At 47.9% G+C, this 13767-nt stretch carries 14 protein-coding genes; 8 read left to right on the top strand and 6 right to left on the bottom strand.

Annotated features, from left to right (window positions below; genetic code table 11):
* Window positions 1–107: 107 nt before the first annotated feature.
* Window positions 108–962 (top strand): hypothetical protein, encoded by an 855-nt coding sequence (locus P2W83_RS17660; protein ID WP_276135099.1) that lies wholly within the window; start codon window positions 108–110, stop codon window positions 960–962.
* A 177-nt stretch (window positions 963–1139) separates the two neighbouring features.
* On the opposite strand, the gene P2W83_RS17655 is transcribed toward P2W83_RS17660, so the two are convergent.
* The gene (locus tag P2W83_RS17655; protein WP_276135098.1) at window positions 1140–2411 is read right to left on the bottom strand and encodes a T9SS type A sorting domain-containing protein; all 1272 of its coding nucleotides are present in this window, start codon (window positions 2409–2411) and stop codon (window positions 1140–1142) included.
* 499 nt (window positions 2412–2910) lie between these two features.
* Between P2W83_RS17655 and P2W83_RS17650 the strand changes: the two genes are divergently transcribed.
* Window positions 2911–3252 carry a hypothetical protein gene (locus tag P2W83_RS17650; protein WP_276135097.1) on the top strand — a complete coding sequence of 114 codons (342 nt, stop codon included), beginning with the start codon at window positions 2911–2913 and terminating at the stop codon, window positions 3250–3252.
* A 5-nt stretch (window positions 3253–3257) separates the two neighbouring features.
* Here the strand turns inward: P2W83_RS17650 and P2W83_RS17645 are convergent, their stop codons facing one another.
* Window positions 3258–3920 (bottom strand): hypothetical protein, encoded by a 663-nt coding sequence (locus P2W83_RS17645; protein ID WP_276135096.1) that lies wholly within the window; start codon window positions 3918–3920, stop codon window positions 3258–3260.
* A 198-nt stretch (window positions 3921–4118) separates the two neighbouring features.
* Window positions 4119–4550 carry a hypothetical protein gene (locus P2W83_RS17640; protein ID WP_276135095.1) on the bottom strand — a complete coding sequence of 144 codons (432 nt, stop codon included), beginning with the start codon at window positions 4548–4550 and terminating at the stop codon, window positions 4119–4121.
* Between the two features lie 119 nt (window positions 4551–4669).
* Here P2W83_RS17640 and P2W83_RS17635 point away from each other — a divergent pair, with 119 nt between their 5' ends.
* From P2W83_RS17635 to P2W83_RS17625, 3 genes are all read left to right on the top strand, one after another.
* Window positions 4670–6043, top strand: coding sequence for a T9SS type A sorting domain-containing protein (locus P2W83_RS17635; protein ID WP_276135094.1), 1374 nt, complete (start codon window positions 4670–4672; stop codon window positions 6041–6043).
* Between the two features lie 122 nt (window positions 6044–6165).
* Window positions 6166–6843, top strand: a complete 678-nt coding sequence (locus P2W83_RS17630; protein ID WP_276135093.1) for a hypothetical protein — start codon at window positions 6166–6168, stop codon at window positions 6841–6843.
* Between the two features lie 360 nt (window positions 6844–7203).
* The gene (locus P2W83_RS17625; protein WP_276135092.1) at window positions 7204–7803 is read left to right on the top strand and encodes a hypothetical protein; all 600 of its coding nucleotides are present in this window, start codon (window positions 7204–7206) and stop codon (window positions 7801–7803) included.
* Window positions 7804–7820: 17 nt separating this feature from the next.
* On the opposite strand, the gene P2W83_RS17620 is transcribed toward P2W83_RS17625, so the two are convergent.
* Both P2W83_RS17620 and P2W83_RS17615 read right to left on the bottom strand, forming a co-directional pair.
* Window positions 7821–8216: a SpoIIAA family protein gene (locus P2W83_RS17620; RefSeq protein ID WP_276135091.1), complete on the bottom strand. Its 396-nt coding sequence runs from the start codon at window positions 8214–8216 to the stop codon at window positions 7821–7823.
* A 376-nt stretch (window positions 8217–8592) separates the two neighbouring features.
* Window positions 8593–9378 (bottom strand): GldM family protein, encoded by a 786-nt coding sequence (locus tag P2W83_RS17615; protein ID WP_276135090.1) that lies wholly within the window; start codon window positions 9376–9378, stop codon window positions 8593–8595.
* A 105-nt stretch (window positions 9379–9483) separates the two neighbouring features.
* On the opposite strand from P2W83_RS17615, the gene P2W83_RS17610 reads away from it, so the two are divergent.
* On the top strand, window positions 9484–11388 hold the full coding sequence (locus tag P2W83_RS17610; RefSeq protein WP_276135089.1) for a T9SS type A sorting domain-containing protein: 1905 nt from the start codon (window positions 9484–9486) through the stop codon (window positions 11386–11388).
* Between the two features lie 61 nt (window positions 11389–11449).
* Here the strand turns inward: P2W83_RS17610 and P2W83_RS17605 are convergent, their stop codons facing one another.
* The gene (locus P2W83_RS17605) at window positions 11450–12007 is read right to left on the bottom strand and encodes a DUF922 domain-containing protein (RefSeq protein ID WP_276135088.1); all 558 of its coding nucleotides are present in this window, start codon (window positions 12005–12007) and stop codon (window positions 11450–11452) included.
* Between the two features lie 473 nt (window positions 12008–12480).
* Between P2W83_RS17605 and P2W83_RS17600 the strand changes: the two genes are divergently transcribed.
* Entirely contained in the window at window positions 12481–13068 is a 588-nt protein-coding gene (locus P2W83_RS17600; RefSeq protein WP_276135087.1) for a calcium-binding EGF-like domain-containing protein, read from the top strand.
* A 160-nt stretch (window positions 13069–13228) separates the two neighbouring features.
* Window positions 13229–13759 (top strand): hypothetical protein, encoded by a 531-nt coding sequence (locus P2W83_RS17595; RefSeq protein ID WP_276135086.1) that lies wholly within the window; start codon window positions 13229–13231, stop codon window positions 13757–13759.
* The last annotated feature ends 8 nt before the right edge of the window (window positions 13760–13767 follow it).

The following is a 13767-nucleotide window of genomic DNA, read 5'->3' as shown; positions in this document are numbered from 1 at the left end:
CAATAGCGCAGTTTTCCTCATTGTAAATCTATTGTCAAAAACAATCGTTACTGTTGGCTACGGCCAGCACATTGAATAGTTTTGTACTACCTCAAACTATCTATTTTATGAAAAATTGCTTGTTAGCCTTTGTACTGTTATGCTCTATAGCAGCCTGTAAGAAAAAAGATCCCGATCCTGTTCCCGATCCTGTGCCCCATGATAGTACGACAGCGGGCGTGCGTTTTACCAACCAGCTGGAAAGACGTGTCATCATCGATATTTATGATACAGTAACCGTGGCTGACGACAGTTTCTTTTCTTATGCGAGCCGGTTTATTTATCACAAGCCCATTATGCGACTGATAGCTAATCCCAACGCTACTGTAGTGTTGCCGAAAGATTCTTTTGAACAGGGCTGTAAATACTATTACGATTGGTATACCGATAGCCTGGACATCAGTAGCTGGGCCAACGTGACAGACGCCGAACGGGATAGTATGGCCGCCGAATACAGAGCTCAGAAACCATTCCAACCGGACTCTATGCTATACCGGCTGAATTTCCGCTACGATAGCACAACCAAGGGCGTAAACATAAAAATGAATGGTAAGCCTGAAAAATGGCGGCGCATGATAGACAGGCGAACAACATGGACCCTGGCGGCAGTGTACGACAGTAGTGGCGCCATAGTTTCGCAACCTATACTACCGAAGTTTCCCAACAACAAGGATATCTTCATAGGCATGAATTATGGTGTGTCAGGCATTGGAATGGGCACTGGTGTTTTCTATTTCGACAACTCAGGCCCTGACCCCATGTTACGTGCGGTATGGGGTAAAACATTATACGGTGTTATTTCTCAAAGGTTCGCCTTCGCAGGTTTGAGCACAACAGCTAGGGATACTTTATTCTACATATCTACCCACCCCGACTGGGACGGATACATATACAAGATGTACCGCAGCAAGCACTATAAGTAGCAGTCAGAAATAATAAAAAAGCCCGGAAACCATCCGGGCTTTTTTATTTGTTAGCTCTTATATCTTACCTCACCACCATAAACTGCCTGCTTGTTCTTTTATGGTCTACCCCCTATCCCCCTGAAGGGGGAACTTAGGTTTATATATTCCCCCTTTAGGGGGATAGGGGGCTTTGTATTATCTCACCACAGTAAACTGCCTGCTTATACTCTCATTGCCGGCGAGTATGTGTACAGTGTACTGGCCCGGCGTCATGTTGGTGAGTGGTACTTGTTTGTTGTATTGTTTCTGCGCAGCCTCCTGCCAGTTGCTCACCAGCCTGCCCTGCATATCGAATATGCGTACGCTGAAGGCTTGTGGCTTAGTGAACTGCATGCTGAGGTTGATGTAGCTGGTAGCGGGGATGGGGTAGAGTTGGAGGTTGTTATTGTGTGAAGCTACTTCAGGTACGCCGACAGTTGTCCCGTAGTAGAATTTTTGTGTGCGCGTAGGGTTACCCCAGCTGCCGGACCCTGCTGTGCCTGACCAGTTATAGTGCGCTACGCTTGTCAACTGGTGATCAGCATTGTAACTAAATGAATCCATTTCAAAGAAGTTGCCATAATAGTTAGGGATACCCCAATTCCTGCCGATCTTTATACTTAACAGATCACCGGTTGCATTGTATGTGTAGATGCGTTTGTCATAGTTTAGAGGAAAGTTGACGATGGGATCGACAAACGAATCGACACTTACTCTTCCCTGCGCATCGTATATAAAAAACCTTGCAGATTCAAAGTTGTTGTTATTAAACTGCGAATCGATCAATACCAGGTTGTTGGCATCGCGGGTGTATTTGCCTAAATAGTTTTTGGCTGGCATGGTTATTCCCGAAAGGTCTAAATGTTTGACGATGGAATCGCTGCCGGGACCAGATACAAAAAACGAGTCGATAGCCCAATTTTGCCACAGATTGCTAACGCTGTTCCATATTTGCGTGTTTACCTCCGCCAGCTGGGTGCCATTATATGCATGTATGATGCGGCTTGAGTCGGTTTCGCCGTAATGCCATATGGTGTCGGGCAACATAGCCGACGTGTAAGTGTACAGGCTTGTTTCGACAGGTGTATTGCCCGATGCGGGTTTATACTTGTGGTATTCGGTGATCAACCCCGATGAGTTATAGTTCTTTGCATAGAGAGTTTTAGTAGTGTTGTTGTTGTAGGTGTAATATCCAAATGTGGTGTCATCCTGGTAGTTGCCGTTTTGAGGATAGGCTGCCGGCCATGGATTTACCTCTGAGATCCAATGTTGCGGTAGTATAGTGCTATTCTTTCCTGCAGCATGAACATGGAAGAGAGAGTCGTGCCCCAAGAAGTCATCGGTCTGTGCTTTAAGCTCCAGTGGCGTTTGCGCTGAGGCTGCAGTAGCGATGAGTAAAGGAAGAAAAAGTAGAAGTTTTGATCTCATAGAGTGTATTTAGGTTAATAATGATTGGGACCCTAAGTTAATATATGCGGATCGCCGTTGTATCACATTACTGTCAAAATCCCGCCTCGTTTTGTGAAATGCCGTTTTGGTTCAGCGAAACGCGGGTTTGGTTCATTGAATGGCGAAATGGTAGTATTCCCAAAAGGTAGTAACAAGCCCGGTGACACACATCTTCAGGAAGTAGGTAATTCATAGTCACGACATTAGACCGATGTCATTGTACCAGCTGTTGTGCTGCTGCCGGTTGAGTTTTAACACGAATTTTACCTGCTGTTGAGCTCTAACGGCTTACCGCAACCGTAACTTTGTATTGCGGTGGAAGTATGAGGATGTGTGAAGAGGATCGCAAACTAGCCGTCGCATGACAGGATGTTGCTTTTGCAGCAACGTCACAACGAAAGTTCTTAACGCCCAATGTGCAATACCCCCGGCCATGGGAGATAAGGTGTGATATCACCCTTAAAAAAAATTGCCGGCTATGAATAACAAACCCGACCTGCACGATAACATTGCCCGAAGGCTTACCAAAACAGAGGCGCACCGCGCCCTGGAGGGATGCAAGCATATTGAGGGCCAGTCTTTTTACGAAGGTGGCTCTGTGCTGGGCAGGGTAGAGTGTGTGGCTGTATCGCCGCACGATGCTGTGAACAAATGGCTCTTCATTCACTTTTATGCCGATTGCCTCAATCCGCTGAAAGCGCTCGATTTTTACAGCGTTCCGTTCTACGACGTTATTCTCATCATCCGTACTACCGACAATCGCCTTACTTATCGTAATCTCGATAGCTACCATCCGCCGCAGGAGCAAATGGCTGGGTGACTCATTTATTTTCTGCGCGCCGGAAGGAACGTTTGCGGTAGCGCGTAGCCCGGCAGGTGGTAGTTCGGTTCAAAGCCTTCTGCCTTTAATGTATCGATAAACCGTTCCAGGTCATGTAGCAGTTGATCTATAGTTAATTGCCTGAGTTGTTTTTTTGTATACACCTTCACAGGTTGTCCTGCATGGTCCAGGATGCCCTGTTTGCGCAGCCTCCTCCTGAGTGCAACAGTGCCTTTGGCGCGAAGTGTGTTTTTGGTCATTGCTTGGAACTGTACATAGCCGGGTTGTTTCTTATCGGCATTACCGATAATGACGAAGTCGCGAATGAGGCCGGCAACAGTAAGCTCGGTAAAAAAGTATTGTGCTCTATGGTTGACCACAACCAGCTGAAAGCCAATGCTGCCCAGTTGACCGAGTGGGGCGGTGTTAAAGACTTTGCGTTTGCGCCGGTCTTTATCCCACCAGTCCCACCAGGCTACGGCAAGAATGCACAGCGGGAGCACAATTGCGGCCACGGCAAGTGTTATTACGACCAATGCACTGGGAATAACAGCGCCCCTGCTACGGGCGATAAGCAGAAACCCCGCTATTGGTATCATGAAAAGGATACCGCAAAACGCGAGTGCATAAAATACCTTGCGCCGGTTGATGATAACAAAGACGTCCATGTTCAGCAGTGGCAAGTTAAAGCTTTTGGGGCTGAAGGCAGTGTTGTTCGTTTTCGTAAACCGGCCGTTCCAACCCTACTTCTTCTCTCCATCAAAGTCTATACAAAAATCGCCGCTCACCGGTATCGCCGGTCCGCCGCCGTCGGGGGTGAAGTTGCCGGTAAAGTTGCCTGCGGCCTCAGCATATTCCCTAATGCCTTATTGTCCATCTTCTCTATAGTTGCCTAGTGTGGAGATGATAAGCTGCAGGTCGTTGCTGAAATAGCTTTTTTGTCCCACCATCAATTGCACATTCCTTTCGTATGGATTGGCGCTGCTGTCGGCGTGGTAGATGCCGGGCTCATTGCCACCCGGTATTACGGCATTGAGCATCACTGCCTGTTCGCCAATTACGGTGTCGAAATTTAGGTATACGCGCAATAGCGAATCTGCACCACCTAAGAAGATGATGCGTGCGCTGCCTGTCAGGTCGTGCATCGACGTGCGGGTAGTACCATTATGTGTGATGGACATATACCTGTCGGATTTGTCTTTGCATACGCCGCTGAATTTTCGGAAGCCGGTGTTGTCTTTTGAGTTGCACGCAGCCAGTAGGCAAGATGCCAGTAACAATTGATAGAGTGGTTTCATAAGAGGTGTTTGTATCGGGAAGATAACGAAATTGGCGACGTCGTATTGTGCCGTCGCCAGCCAACCCTTGTGCCCTATTAACTGTCTGTTAATGTGCGATACAAAAACCATTCAACCTAATGAACCAGAAACTTATTCCCTTTGTGGCAGCTATATTGCTGGCACACAGCGCTTTGGCGCAAGATTTTGCTGCCGTTGCCGTGAGTCCGCTGGAAAACCAGGTTCCCGGTAATCCCAAATTCACGTTTACCTTCGAGCGAAAAGGTGCCGCCGCCGCTAATAATTGTACCATAGGCTGGCGGCTCGATAACGGCACGCCGCAAACGGTTACCAAAAATGCCTCCAACCTATACTGGAGCGGTCCGTTTGGTGTGGTACGCGATGCTGCATTTACCGTAAGCCTGCCATCGCCCGGCATGTATACGCTGAAGGCGTGGATAAAGACAACCAACCCGCTGGACAATAACGCAGCCAATGACACGGTAACGCAGGTGATCAAAGTGCACCAGACACTACCCAAGAAGAATGTGGTGCTCGAGGTGTTCAAACACCAGGGATGTGCACCCTGTTATCCCGCTGCTTTGTACCTGGACACCTTTGTGAGTAAAAACCCTGCTTATGCCATAGTGCAAACTTACAATGGTGCTAACGATGCCCTGTACAATACTGAAGGTTCTGCTGTTGATGCGCAGTATGGAGGCTTTGCACATCCTATGGCACTGTACGATAGGTTCAAGTTTCCGTTCAAGGAAGATTGGGGACATATGTTCGTCAACCAGAATGGTAAAGACACGCTCAGGGAGTTTGGCGAAAGAGCGGCGTATTATGAGCCGGTGCTGGTGTGGTTCAGAAGCACAAGCTATAACGAGAGCACGCGCGAGCTGAAGGTGAAAGTAGCGGCCAACTTCTTTGCCGACTACAGTGGCGACTACCGCTTCAACCTGTATGTGACGGAAGACGATGTAAAGGGCTTCCAGTCGTCGGCGCCCGATGTGAACAACTATTACCACAAACATGTGCTGCGATCGATGGTGGGTGGCTCATGGGGACAGCAAGGCAGCCTGCCTGCTGCCATCAAGAACGGCGAGTACCACGACTACGAATTTACTTACACCATACCGGCCGGTTATAATACCGGCAAGCTGCGATTGATAGGTTTGGTGCAGGCATACAACACCAATGATAAGCAGCGCACCATACTGAACAGCGATCAGAAAACGTTTGCACAGGCACTCTCTGTTCACGATGCTGCGCAACTGCCGAAGGTGCAGATATATCCTAACCCTGTGCACGACAAGCTGACCATTACTTTCGGTAATACACCACTGCAAACCTGCCGCGTTACACTGCTGGATATGACTGGCAAACTATGTCGCACAGTGCAATGTACCGGCAACACTACGATCGATGTGCAAGGCCTGGCGCCGGGCAGCTATTTGTTGCATATAGATGATGGAAACGTGGTGCACACACAAACTATCGTGAAGCAATAGACCAATTGACAGATAAGTGAAGAGCGTGGGTGTTATGCCTGCGCTTTTTTGTTTGATGGTAATGGCAGATGCGATAGTTTAAACTACAATAAAAAACCCTCTCCATTCGTTAGTTTAGCATTATGAGAACTGTATACACCCTTTTGCTGTGTTTGTGTTGTACTGCCGCTTCTGCACAAAAGTTTATGATAGGCCTGCATGGCGGTATGCAGTTCAACGGTGCGCCCATGGGTGTGAGCGATCAGTTCGATAACTTCAGCAACTTCACCGAGTTTGCCTATGGCGGCCGGCTGGGTGTGGAGCTGCGCAAGGTGCAGGTAGGCGTAGGCCTGTTGCTTACTGAGATCAACCACAGCTACAGTACAAAATTGAGTGGCAATTTGCCGGCAACTACATTACTAGGCACTCATTACGACTACAGTTCCGATATTTTGAATCCATACCTGTTTGTGAACCTGGTGCGCAACATGGGTCCGCTGCAGCTATACTACGGGCTGAATGGCGGGCCCATACTACTGGGCACGGGCCAGACGCAGGTGTCGTGGTCGCCGATGAAGTCGTACCGCAGCACCGAGTATGTGCCGGCCCAGTGGGGTATAAGCGCCGGGCTGCAGGTAGGCGCCCGCATGAGGATATTGAAAGGCAAAGGTCCAGGGGTGTTTGTGGAAGGCGGCGCGCGCTACAACAGCGCTGCGTATGAAATGACCCAGCATGATCTCAATGCCAATATGGTCGGCACTTACAAAGGCAATGGTTTTCTTTCTTTCCCGTTTTTGGTTGGGGTGGATTATAGGTTGTGATCGTTTCGTCTTTATCTCTTTACTCGTCCTTACTTTCTTTTGTCTTGAAACAAAAGAAAGTAACAAAGAAAAATTCAAGGCTTAGCGACTCAAGCTAAAAAATGTCTTCACTACGCTGCATTGAAATAGCTTATTATCATCTGCTGTAGTATGTGCCGGGCAATGTTGATCTCTACTTTTCATCGCTACTGTGACTTTCAATGCGGTCGCTCCGTTCCACCATTTTTCTTAACGCTTTCGTCGCTTATGCCGGTTTCAAGAATCGGCCAGTCAGTTAAGCCGGTTTAATCAGCGGTTTAGACACGCCCACTTGCTTTGGTACAGGCTTTGTGCTAACTTAACAGTATCTAAACCTGTCTTATGAAATACCTGCCCACTGCCTGTATGGCGGCACTATGCACTGTGCTCGTCTTTTCCCTGGTTTTTTATTCAGCCTGCAAACCTTCTTGCAAACATGTAGCCTGCTTTAATGGCGGCACCTGTAGTGGCGGCGAATGTAAATGTCCTACGGGGTTTGAAGGCAATAACTGCGAACGCATAAAGTGCAAGGATACAGACTGCCGCTGGGCAGGTACCTGTGTTGATGGCAAATGTGCCTGCACACCGGGCCATGAAGGCCAGTATTGCGAGATCTTCACCAAAGATAAATTCATTGGGGTATGGGGTGGACCGGAAGAATGCGATCCGCAGGCTAAGAAAACGTATGGGCTCCACATTGGTAGCGGTGCCACAATTCTTAAACTTAGAATCGGAGGTATTCGAAATCTCTTCGATTCGGTGGATGCCGATATAGTATCGACAACTGAAATAAAGATACCGGAGCAGACACTTCGGTACTACGATGATACTATAACCTTAAGCGGCACAATGGTGCGGGATGAGAACGCTCAGTTGCATTTCAACTACAGCTACCGCTCTAAAGATGGTGTTTTACAATGTAGTGGCGCTTACCACAGGTAGATGAAATAGAGGTTGTTCTACAAATACTGCTTCAGCCACTCCCTTGCTTCAGCATCATTGGTGAAGCTTTTCATAGGTATGGGTGATGGTTTTAGTGCGAACAATATCTTCATGATGAAACTGGATAGTCCCGGCTCTGATACCATAGCCATGGCTTTGTAAATAACAGGCAGCTGCGTGGTAGAAAACTTACGTGTTTCTTTATCGGGTATAGGAGAGTCGCAGAGATAGATGAGAAGAGGTACGGGCTTGTTGCCGGTTATTTCTTTCACCAATGCCACGTTAGCAGTTATATTCTCCACCGTACGCTTCGGCGCTTTCGATAGCGATATCAGGATACCGCTATTGTCGAACCAATAGTCGGCTATTTCGCCGTGGTATATCTGCCTGTCTCTTGGTGGAGTTGGTTTCATCTGTGTAAAGATAGGGCTGCATGACTATTTTACGCGCAGCTCGGCTTGATCTTTATCGCATTAGTTACGTGTCTTATCTGTTGTGCTTTATTCATCTCTTCTTTTCTTTGGCTTGAACCAAAGAAAAGAAGCAAAAGAAAGTTCAAGGCTTAGCGACTCAAGCTAAAAAAAGTTTTCACTACGCTGCATTGAAATAGCTTACTATCGATTGCGGTGGTAAGTGCCCGGCAATGTTGATATCGGCGCGGTATCGCTATTGTGACTTTCAATGCGGTCGCTCCGTTTCAACTTTTTTCTTTGCGCTTTCGTCGCTCATGCCGGTTTTCGGAGCCCAGAATAATCAGTTTGATCATGACTAATCTGAGGTTCAGACTTCTCAATACTTCTTCACCTGTATCCAGGTGCTGTCGCTGTGACCGGTTATTTTCATTATCGCTTCGCCAGTCACCGGATCTTCTACCATGACTGTATCAATCCCTGGTGTATCCTTTACCTTGCGGTATTGGTACGCATCTTTGATAGTGAGCTCTGCCGGTTTGGCGGGGCGCAGTTCATCGTTGCAATCTTTGGCCATCACGTTTTCAATCCTCACCAGGTCACCGTTCATCAGCGTGTGAAAGAAATCTACCATCACATCATCAAACAAAGGTCCCTGCATGTTTCTTCTGAAAATTTCTTTTCCCTTCCTGGATATTGAAATGGTGAAGCCGGTTACGGTCAGCATTGCCTCTATATCGCAACAGTCAACCCAAACTATTACGCTCCTTTGTGTCATCAGCATTCCCTGGGCTATGGTTCCGTTCTTACTCCCGCCAACTGTTGCAGGAGAAATGGGCAGGGATTTAACACGGAATAGGACGCTGTCAATAATAGTTTCGCGACCCTTGCCTGTCCGTTTCTTCACATAGACCATAGCTTTGCCGACTTTTTTTGCGTGATAAGTATAATGCCCTGGCCCCTCATTGTATTTATCTTTTTCAATAGTTCCATTATCGGTGCTTACCGAAATGGAATCTGGCGACATTCCAGATACGGCTATCGTGAGCGGATTGTCCAGGCACAGCATCAGTGTATTGTTTCTGTCATTTTGAATCGCCACCACCTGCGCCGTTGCGAGAATCGTGGATAAAGAAAGGAGGGTTGTTAAGATGTAAGCCTTCATAGCTGCCTTAAAGATAATGATCCCGCTGCTTTTACTTCGTCGGTTCGTGCATCTTTATCTCCAACGCTTTCCGTATATTACGAGTCTTCTTTAAAAACCATGTTCATGAAAAGACTATTTACGCTATTAATTCCTATTGCGCTGCAATCGACATTGTGCAGTGCGCAAAATTTTGAATGGGCCACACAGGTGGGTGGCACCGGTACCGATGATGTGATGGGTGTCACTACCGATGTATCGGGCAATGTGTTCAGCACCGGCTCGTATGAGGGCACGGGCGATTTTGACCCCGGCGCAGGTACGCTTAACTTCACTTCTGCTGGCGGCCGCGATGCTTTTATTGTGAAGCAAAGCGCCAATGGCAGTTTTCTGTGGGCGAAGACATTTGGTGCCGCCGCCCACGACTACGGACGTAAAGTAAGAACCGATGCCAGCGGCAATGTGTACCTGGTAGGCTATTTCAGCGGCACGGTAGATTTCAATCCCGGTGCCGGCGTTAACAACCTGACATCGCAGAGCACTGGCACTCTACAAGACCTGTTTGTAGTAAAGCTGGATGCAGCAGGCAATTTTGTATGGGCTGTGCAAAGGCAATCTCCGGCTGGCCAGCAGTTTGTAAACGACTGCGATATAAAACTGGACGCGGCTAATAACCTGTATATGGTGTACAGTTTTGGTGATGGTTACGCAGGCAGCCAGGTAAAGATAGAAAAGACCAATAGCAGCAACGGAGCTGCCGTGTGGACAAAGGCCATCTATACACTTGGTGGTCCTGGCGGCTTACTGGCATATTCCAACCTTGCATTGGATGCCAGCGGCAACATATTCGTGGCTGGTGAGTTTGGGGGGGATGTGAATTTTGACCCTGATGGTGGTACGCATATTCTGACCGCGGTAGCCTCACCTACGGCCTATGTGCTGAAGCTAACAAATGCAGGTGCGTTTACCTGGGTAAGCCTTGTTGGCAATATCACCGGAACACTAACGCGTGCCTTTGATGTGACCACTGACGCCGCAGGTAATGCTATTGTTGCCGGCAGATATGCCGGTACTGTAGATTTTGATCCCGGCGCTGGCGTGCACAATGAGACTGCCACAGCTATCGATGCTTACCTGCTCAAGCTTACGAGTACCGGTGCCTTTAGCTGGGTGCGCACATGGGGCGGCAACGGCCTGAACAGTGCGTGGGGTGTAGCTACCGATGCTGCAGGTGCGATCTACACAACAGGGATGTTCGCAGTGAACGCCACTTTTGGCGTGCCACCTAACACGGTTACTTTCAACACCGGTATCAATACCTATAACGAAGCCTTCACCGTAAAGTTCAACAACGGTGGTGGCCTTGAATGGGCGCAGCACATAGGTGGTGGCCTTGGTCAATATGCAATAGGCAATGCCATAGCAATAAGCAACCTTGGTGCGGTGTATACCGGCGGTAGTTTCGACTACATGACCGATTTCAATATGAACAACCCGGGCACTACTATCCTGTTCACATCGGGCAATACGGATGGATTTGTGCAGAAGGTAGCGGGTTGTGCTGCGGTGAATACCGGTGTGTCGCTGGCTGGCTCGACACTCTCAGCAAGCGCGAGCGGTGCAACGTACCAATGGATCAATTGCAGCACCGGTCCTGTAGCCGGCGCTACCGCGCAAACCTTTGCACCTACCGTTACCGGCAACTACGCCGTGATAGTGATGCAAGGTGGTTGTGGTGATACTTCTGTATGTACTTCGGTAATAGGTACTGACGTATCAGACGTACAACATGCAGCAGCTGCGATCTATCCTAATCCTACAACCGGCGCGCTTTCTATAGAGCTGAACAAACAATACAGCAATGTAGAGGTAACGATCACATCGGCTGTTGGTGCTGTAGTGTCTAAGACTGCATACAGCAACACGCGCTCTATCAACGCCAGTGTTGATGGTGCTAACGGCATTTATTTCATCAGCATCAACGCAGATGGTGCAATCATTGCGCGTGAAAGGGTAGTGAAGGCTGATTAACAGTTCTATGTCATTTTAAAAAGGCTGCGCACATTGCGCAGCCTTTTTGTTTTAGGTCTTGTTAGCTACCCACAGGCGGTTTCAGGCAGCGGGTTATTTCTTTATCCAGGTAAGTATCCCAGGTGGCTTGCTCTTTGGTGTTCTTGCCATTGGCGGTTACGGTTGCATACCTCTTGCGCATGCGTTCGTATTTGGCAAGTGTTTCCTGATACATGCGGGTGATGGCCGGCATGGCGTTCTCAAATACATCGAAGGTGGTGTCGTTGAATTTTTGTTGCAGGTCGGCGGCGCACACTACGGCTATATCAAAATGGCCCCGCTGGTGGCGTAGTGCTGCGGGTGTGGCTTCGCGCTCTGTGTTCACCCACGAGCGGTCGGTAAAACCCACCACTACCTTCAGCGGCGGAAAGGCGGTTTTGTTTTGCTTTGCGCGCGTGGTGTCAACCTTCCAGGTGATGTTGCAGTGGGTCATAGCCGGGTAGTGTTTGGTTGTATCGGCTGCTCCCCTGTAGTCGTTCCATGTTAGTTTGTGGTATCCCTCTTTTCCGTTTACAGTTATGCTCTGTGCAAAGCATAGACTGGGCGCCAGGCACAGCAGCGCCAGTAGTGTTCTTTTCATGCAAGGGATAAAATAGGGGTTTTGTTTTGGGTGTGCAATGTTATTAGATTTTGTTTTATCTCTTAAGCTTCTGTGCGCCACTCGTCCTTACTTTCTTTTGCCTTGATGCAAAAGAAAGTAACAAAGAAAAGATCAAGGCTTAGCGAAACCGGCTAAAAATTCATTTCACTTCGTTGCAGTGAAATAGCTTACTATGTTGCAGGCGATTTCTATTTGGCAATGTTGAGATCAATCTTGCTTCTCTCTATGAGACCTTTCACTGCGGCCACTTCGTTCTATGAATTTTTTTAACGCCTAATTCGCTCATGCCAGTTTTGTGTTTCGCTTCTTTTTTTATGAATCAGATTAATCAGTATAATCAGACTGATCTGAGGTTCAGACACTTCTTCTTAGGTACATAATATATGCGTTGATGTGTTTTTATCTCTGTGTTGTGCGGTGTATTATTGCCGCCCAAAAAATCAATTCATATAATGAGATCAATGAGAGTAGCTATTATGGCGGCACTGCTGACTGTTGCCGCGTTTACCGTGGTTACGTACACGGCTTGCAAAAATGCCTGTGCCGATGTTGTTTGTCTGAATGGTGGTGCCTGCCAGGATGGTAAGTGTATCTGCCCTTCAGGGTTTGTGGGTGTCAACTGCGAGAAGACTCCGTGCAGCGATGTAGACTGCAGGAACGGCGGCACTTGCAAGGATGGTAAATGTTTGTGTCCTGCAGGATATGAAGGTTCTAATTGCGAAACGCCGATGGTAAACAAGTTCATGGGTAAATGGAATGGACAAGAGCGTTGTGAGGTGGAGCAATGGCCATGGCAGCCTTATAACATAACCATAGAGAAGGGCGTGACTGCGGCAGATGTGAAGATAACCGGTGTGCAGGGCAACTATACTATGTACGGCGCTATCACATCGTCTAACACCATAGAGGTGACTAGGCAGCCTTACAAAACGTCCGACGAGATAAGTGGTACGTTTACGCTGGAGAATAATAAGCTGACCTTTAAGTTCACTTACTACGGCACTACAACATATACTTGCACGGGTGAGTATTTCAAATAAGCACTGACAATTTTTTTTACAGGGGTTTCCGGATGTTCTGAAAATGGGCATCCGGATTTTTTTATGAGCTAATATCATTTGTTGGTAAAAATTCCTGCTGTGCACCCTGATGCGAAAAACTGGCATGGTAACTGCGGTTGGCTGAATATATCTTTACGCTATGAAATACTTATATGCCTTTCTAGTTATGGCAATGCTGAGTGGCTGCGGGTTACTACCTCATCATTGCAAAGAAACGGTGAAATGCATGCCTTCTGGCAACCTAGGGGTACGCCTGTATGGTTACACTCAGGAGGAGATCGATACGATCATTATTAGATGGTATGCAGCCGGTACCAATTTTCAGAACCAAACTGATTCAGAGTTTATCGACTCTGCCACAGCCATGCATTATTATACGGGGAATGACAGCACACATAACCCTTTTTACCCTGCAGTAGACAATAGTGGTGAAAAATATTTTAGCCCGCAAATGGACCTGGTGCATGGTGAAGGAAGAGATGTAGAGCTGATACTGCCGGGAGCCAACAAAGTGCATCGCGTCACAGAGATGAAGTTTGAAGGAGAAGTGTCGCACGAGTTTGAGTACTCTTGCTCTGATGAAGTACCGAAGTGCTACAGGAAGCTGGTGTCCTACAAGGTAGATGGATGGCTGGGAAATCAAGTGTACGGGTGTGAGCTACGGAAGTAAGATTACAA

The organism is Polluticoccus soli, assembly GCF_029269745.1.
Lineage (GTDB): Bacteria > Bacteroidota > Bacteroidia > Chitinophagales > Chitinophagaceae > Polluticoccus > Polluticoccus soli.
The sequence above is the reverse complement of the archived record's forward strand: the minus strand, read 5'-3'. Positions and strand labels throughout refer to the sequence as shown.

Excerpts from the sequence above, each read along its gene's own strand:
- P2W83_RS17635 (WP_276135094.1), top strand. The coding sequence starts at position 4,670 with ATGAACCAGAAACTTATTCCCTTTGTGGCAGCTATATTGCTGGCACAC.
- P2W83_RS17640 (WP_276135095.1), bottom strand. The coding sequence starts at position 4,550 with ATGAAACCACTCTATCAATTGTTACTGGCATCTTGCCTACTGGCTGCG.
- P2W83_RS17625 (WP_276135092.1), top strand. The coding sequence starts at position 7,204 with ATGAAATACCTGCCCACTGCCTGTATGGCGGCACTATGCACTGTGCTC.
- P2W83_RS17645 (WP_276135096.1), bottom strand. The coding sequence starts at position 3,920 with ATGGACGTCTTTGTTATCATCAACCGGCGCAAGGTATTTTATGCACTC.
- P2W83_RS17610 (WP_276135089.1), top strand. The coding sequence starts at position 9,484 with ATGAAAAGACTATTTACGCTATTAATTCCTATTGCGCTGCAATCGACA.
- P2W83_RS17655 (WP_276135098.1), bottom strand. The coding sequence starts at position 2,411 with ATGAGATCAAAACTTCTACTTTTTCTTCCTTTACTCATCGCTACTGCA.
- P2W83_RS17650 (WP_276135097.1), top strand. The coding sequence starts at position 2,911 with ATGAATAACAAACCCGACCTGCACGATAACATTGCCCGAAGGCTTACC.
- P2W83_RS17630 (WP_276135093.1), top strand. The coding sequence starts at position 6,166 with ATGAGAACTGTATACACCCTTTTGCTGTGTTTGTGTTGTACTGCCGCT.
- P2W83_RS17595 (WP_276135086.1), top strand. The coding sequence starts at position 13,229 with ATGAAATACTTATATGCCTTTCTAGTTATGGCAATGCTGAGTGGCTGC.
- P2W83_RS17620 (WP_276135091.1), bottom strand. The coding sequence starts at position 8,216 with ATGAAACCAACTCCACCAAGAGACAGGCAGATATACCACGGCGAAATA.
- P2W83_RS17615 (WP_276135090.1), bottom strand. The coding sequence starts at position 9,378 with ATGAAGGCTTACATCTTAACAACCCTCCTTTCTTTATCCACGATTCTC.
- P2W83_RS17600 (WP_276135087.1), top strand. The coding sequence starts at position 12,481 with ATGAGATCAATGAGAGTAGCTATTATGGCGGCACTGCTGACTGTTGCC.
- P2W83_RS17605 (WP_276135088.1), bottom strand. The coding sequence starts at position 12,007 with ATGAAAAGAACACTACTGGCGCTGCTGTGCCTGGCGCCCAGTCTATGC.
- P2W83_RS17660 (WP_276135099.1), top strand. The coding sequence starts at position 108 with ATGAAAAATTGCTTGTTAGCCTTTGTACTGTTATGCTCTATAGCAGCC.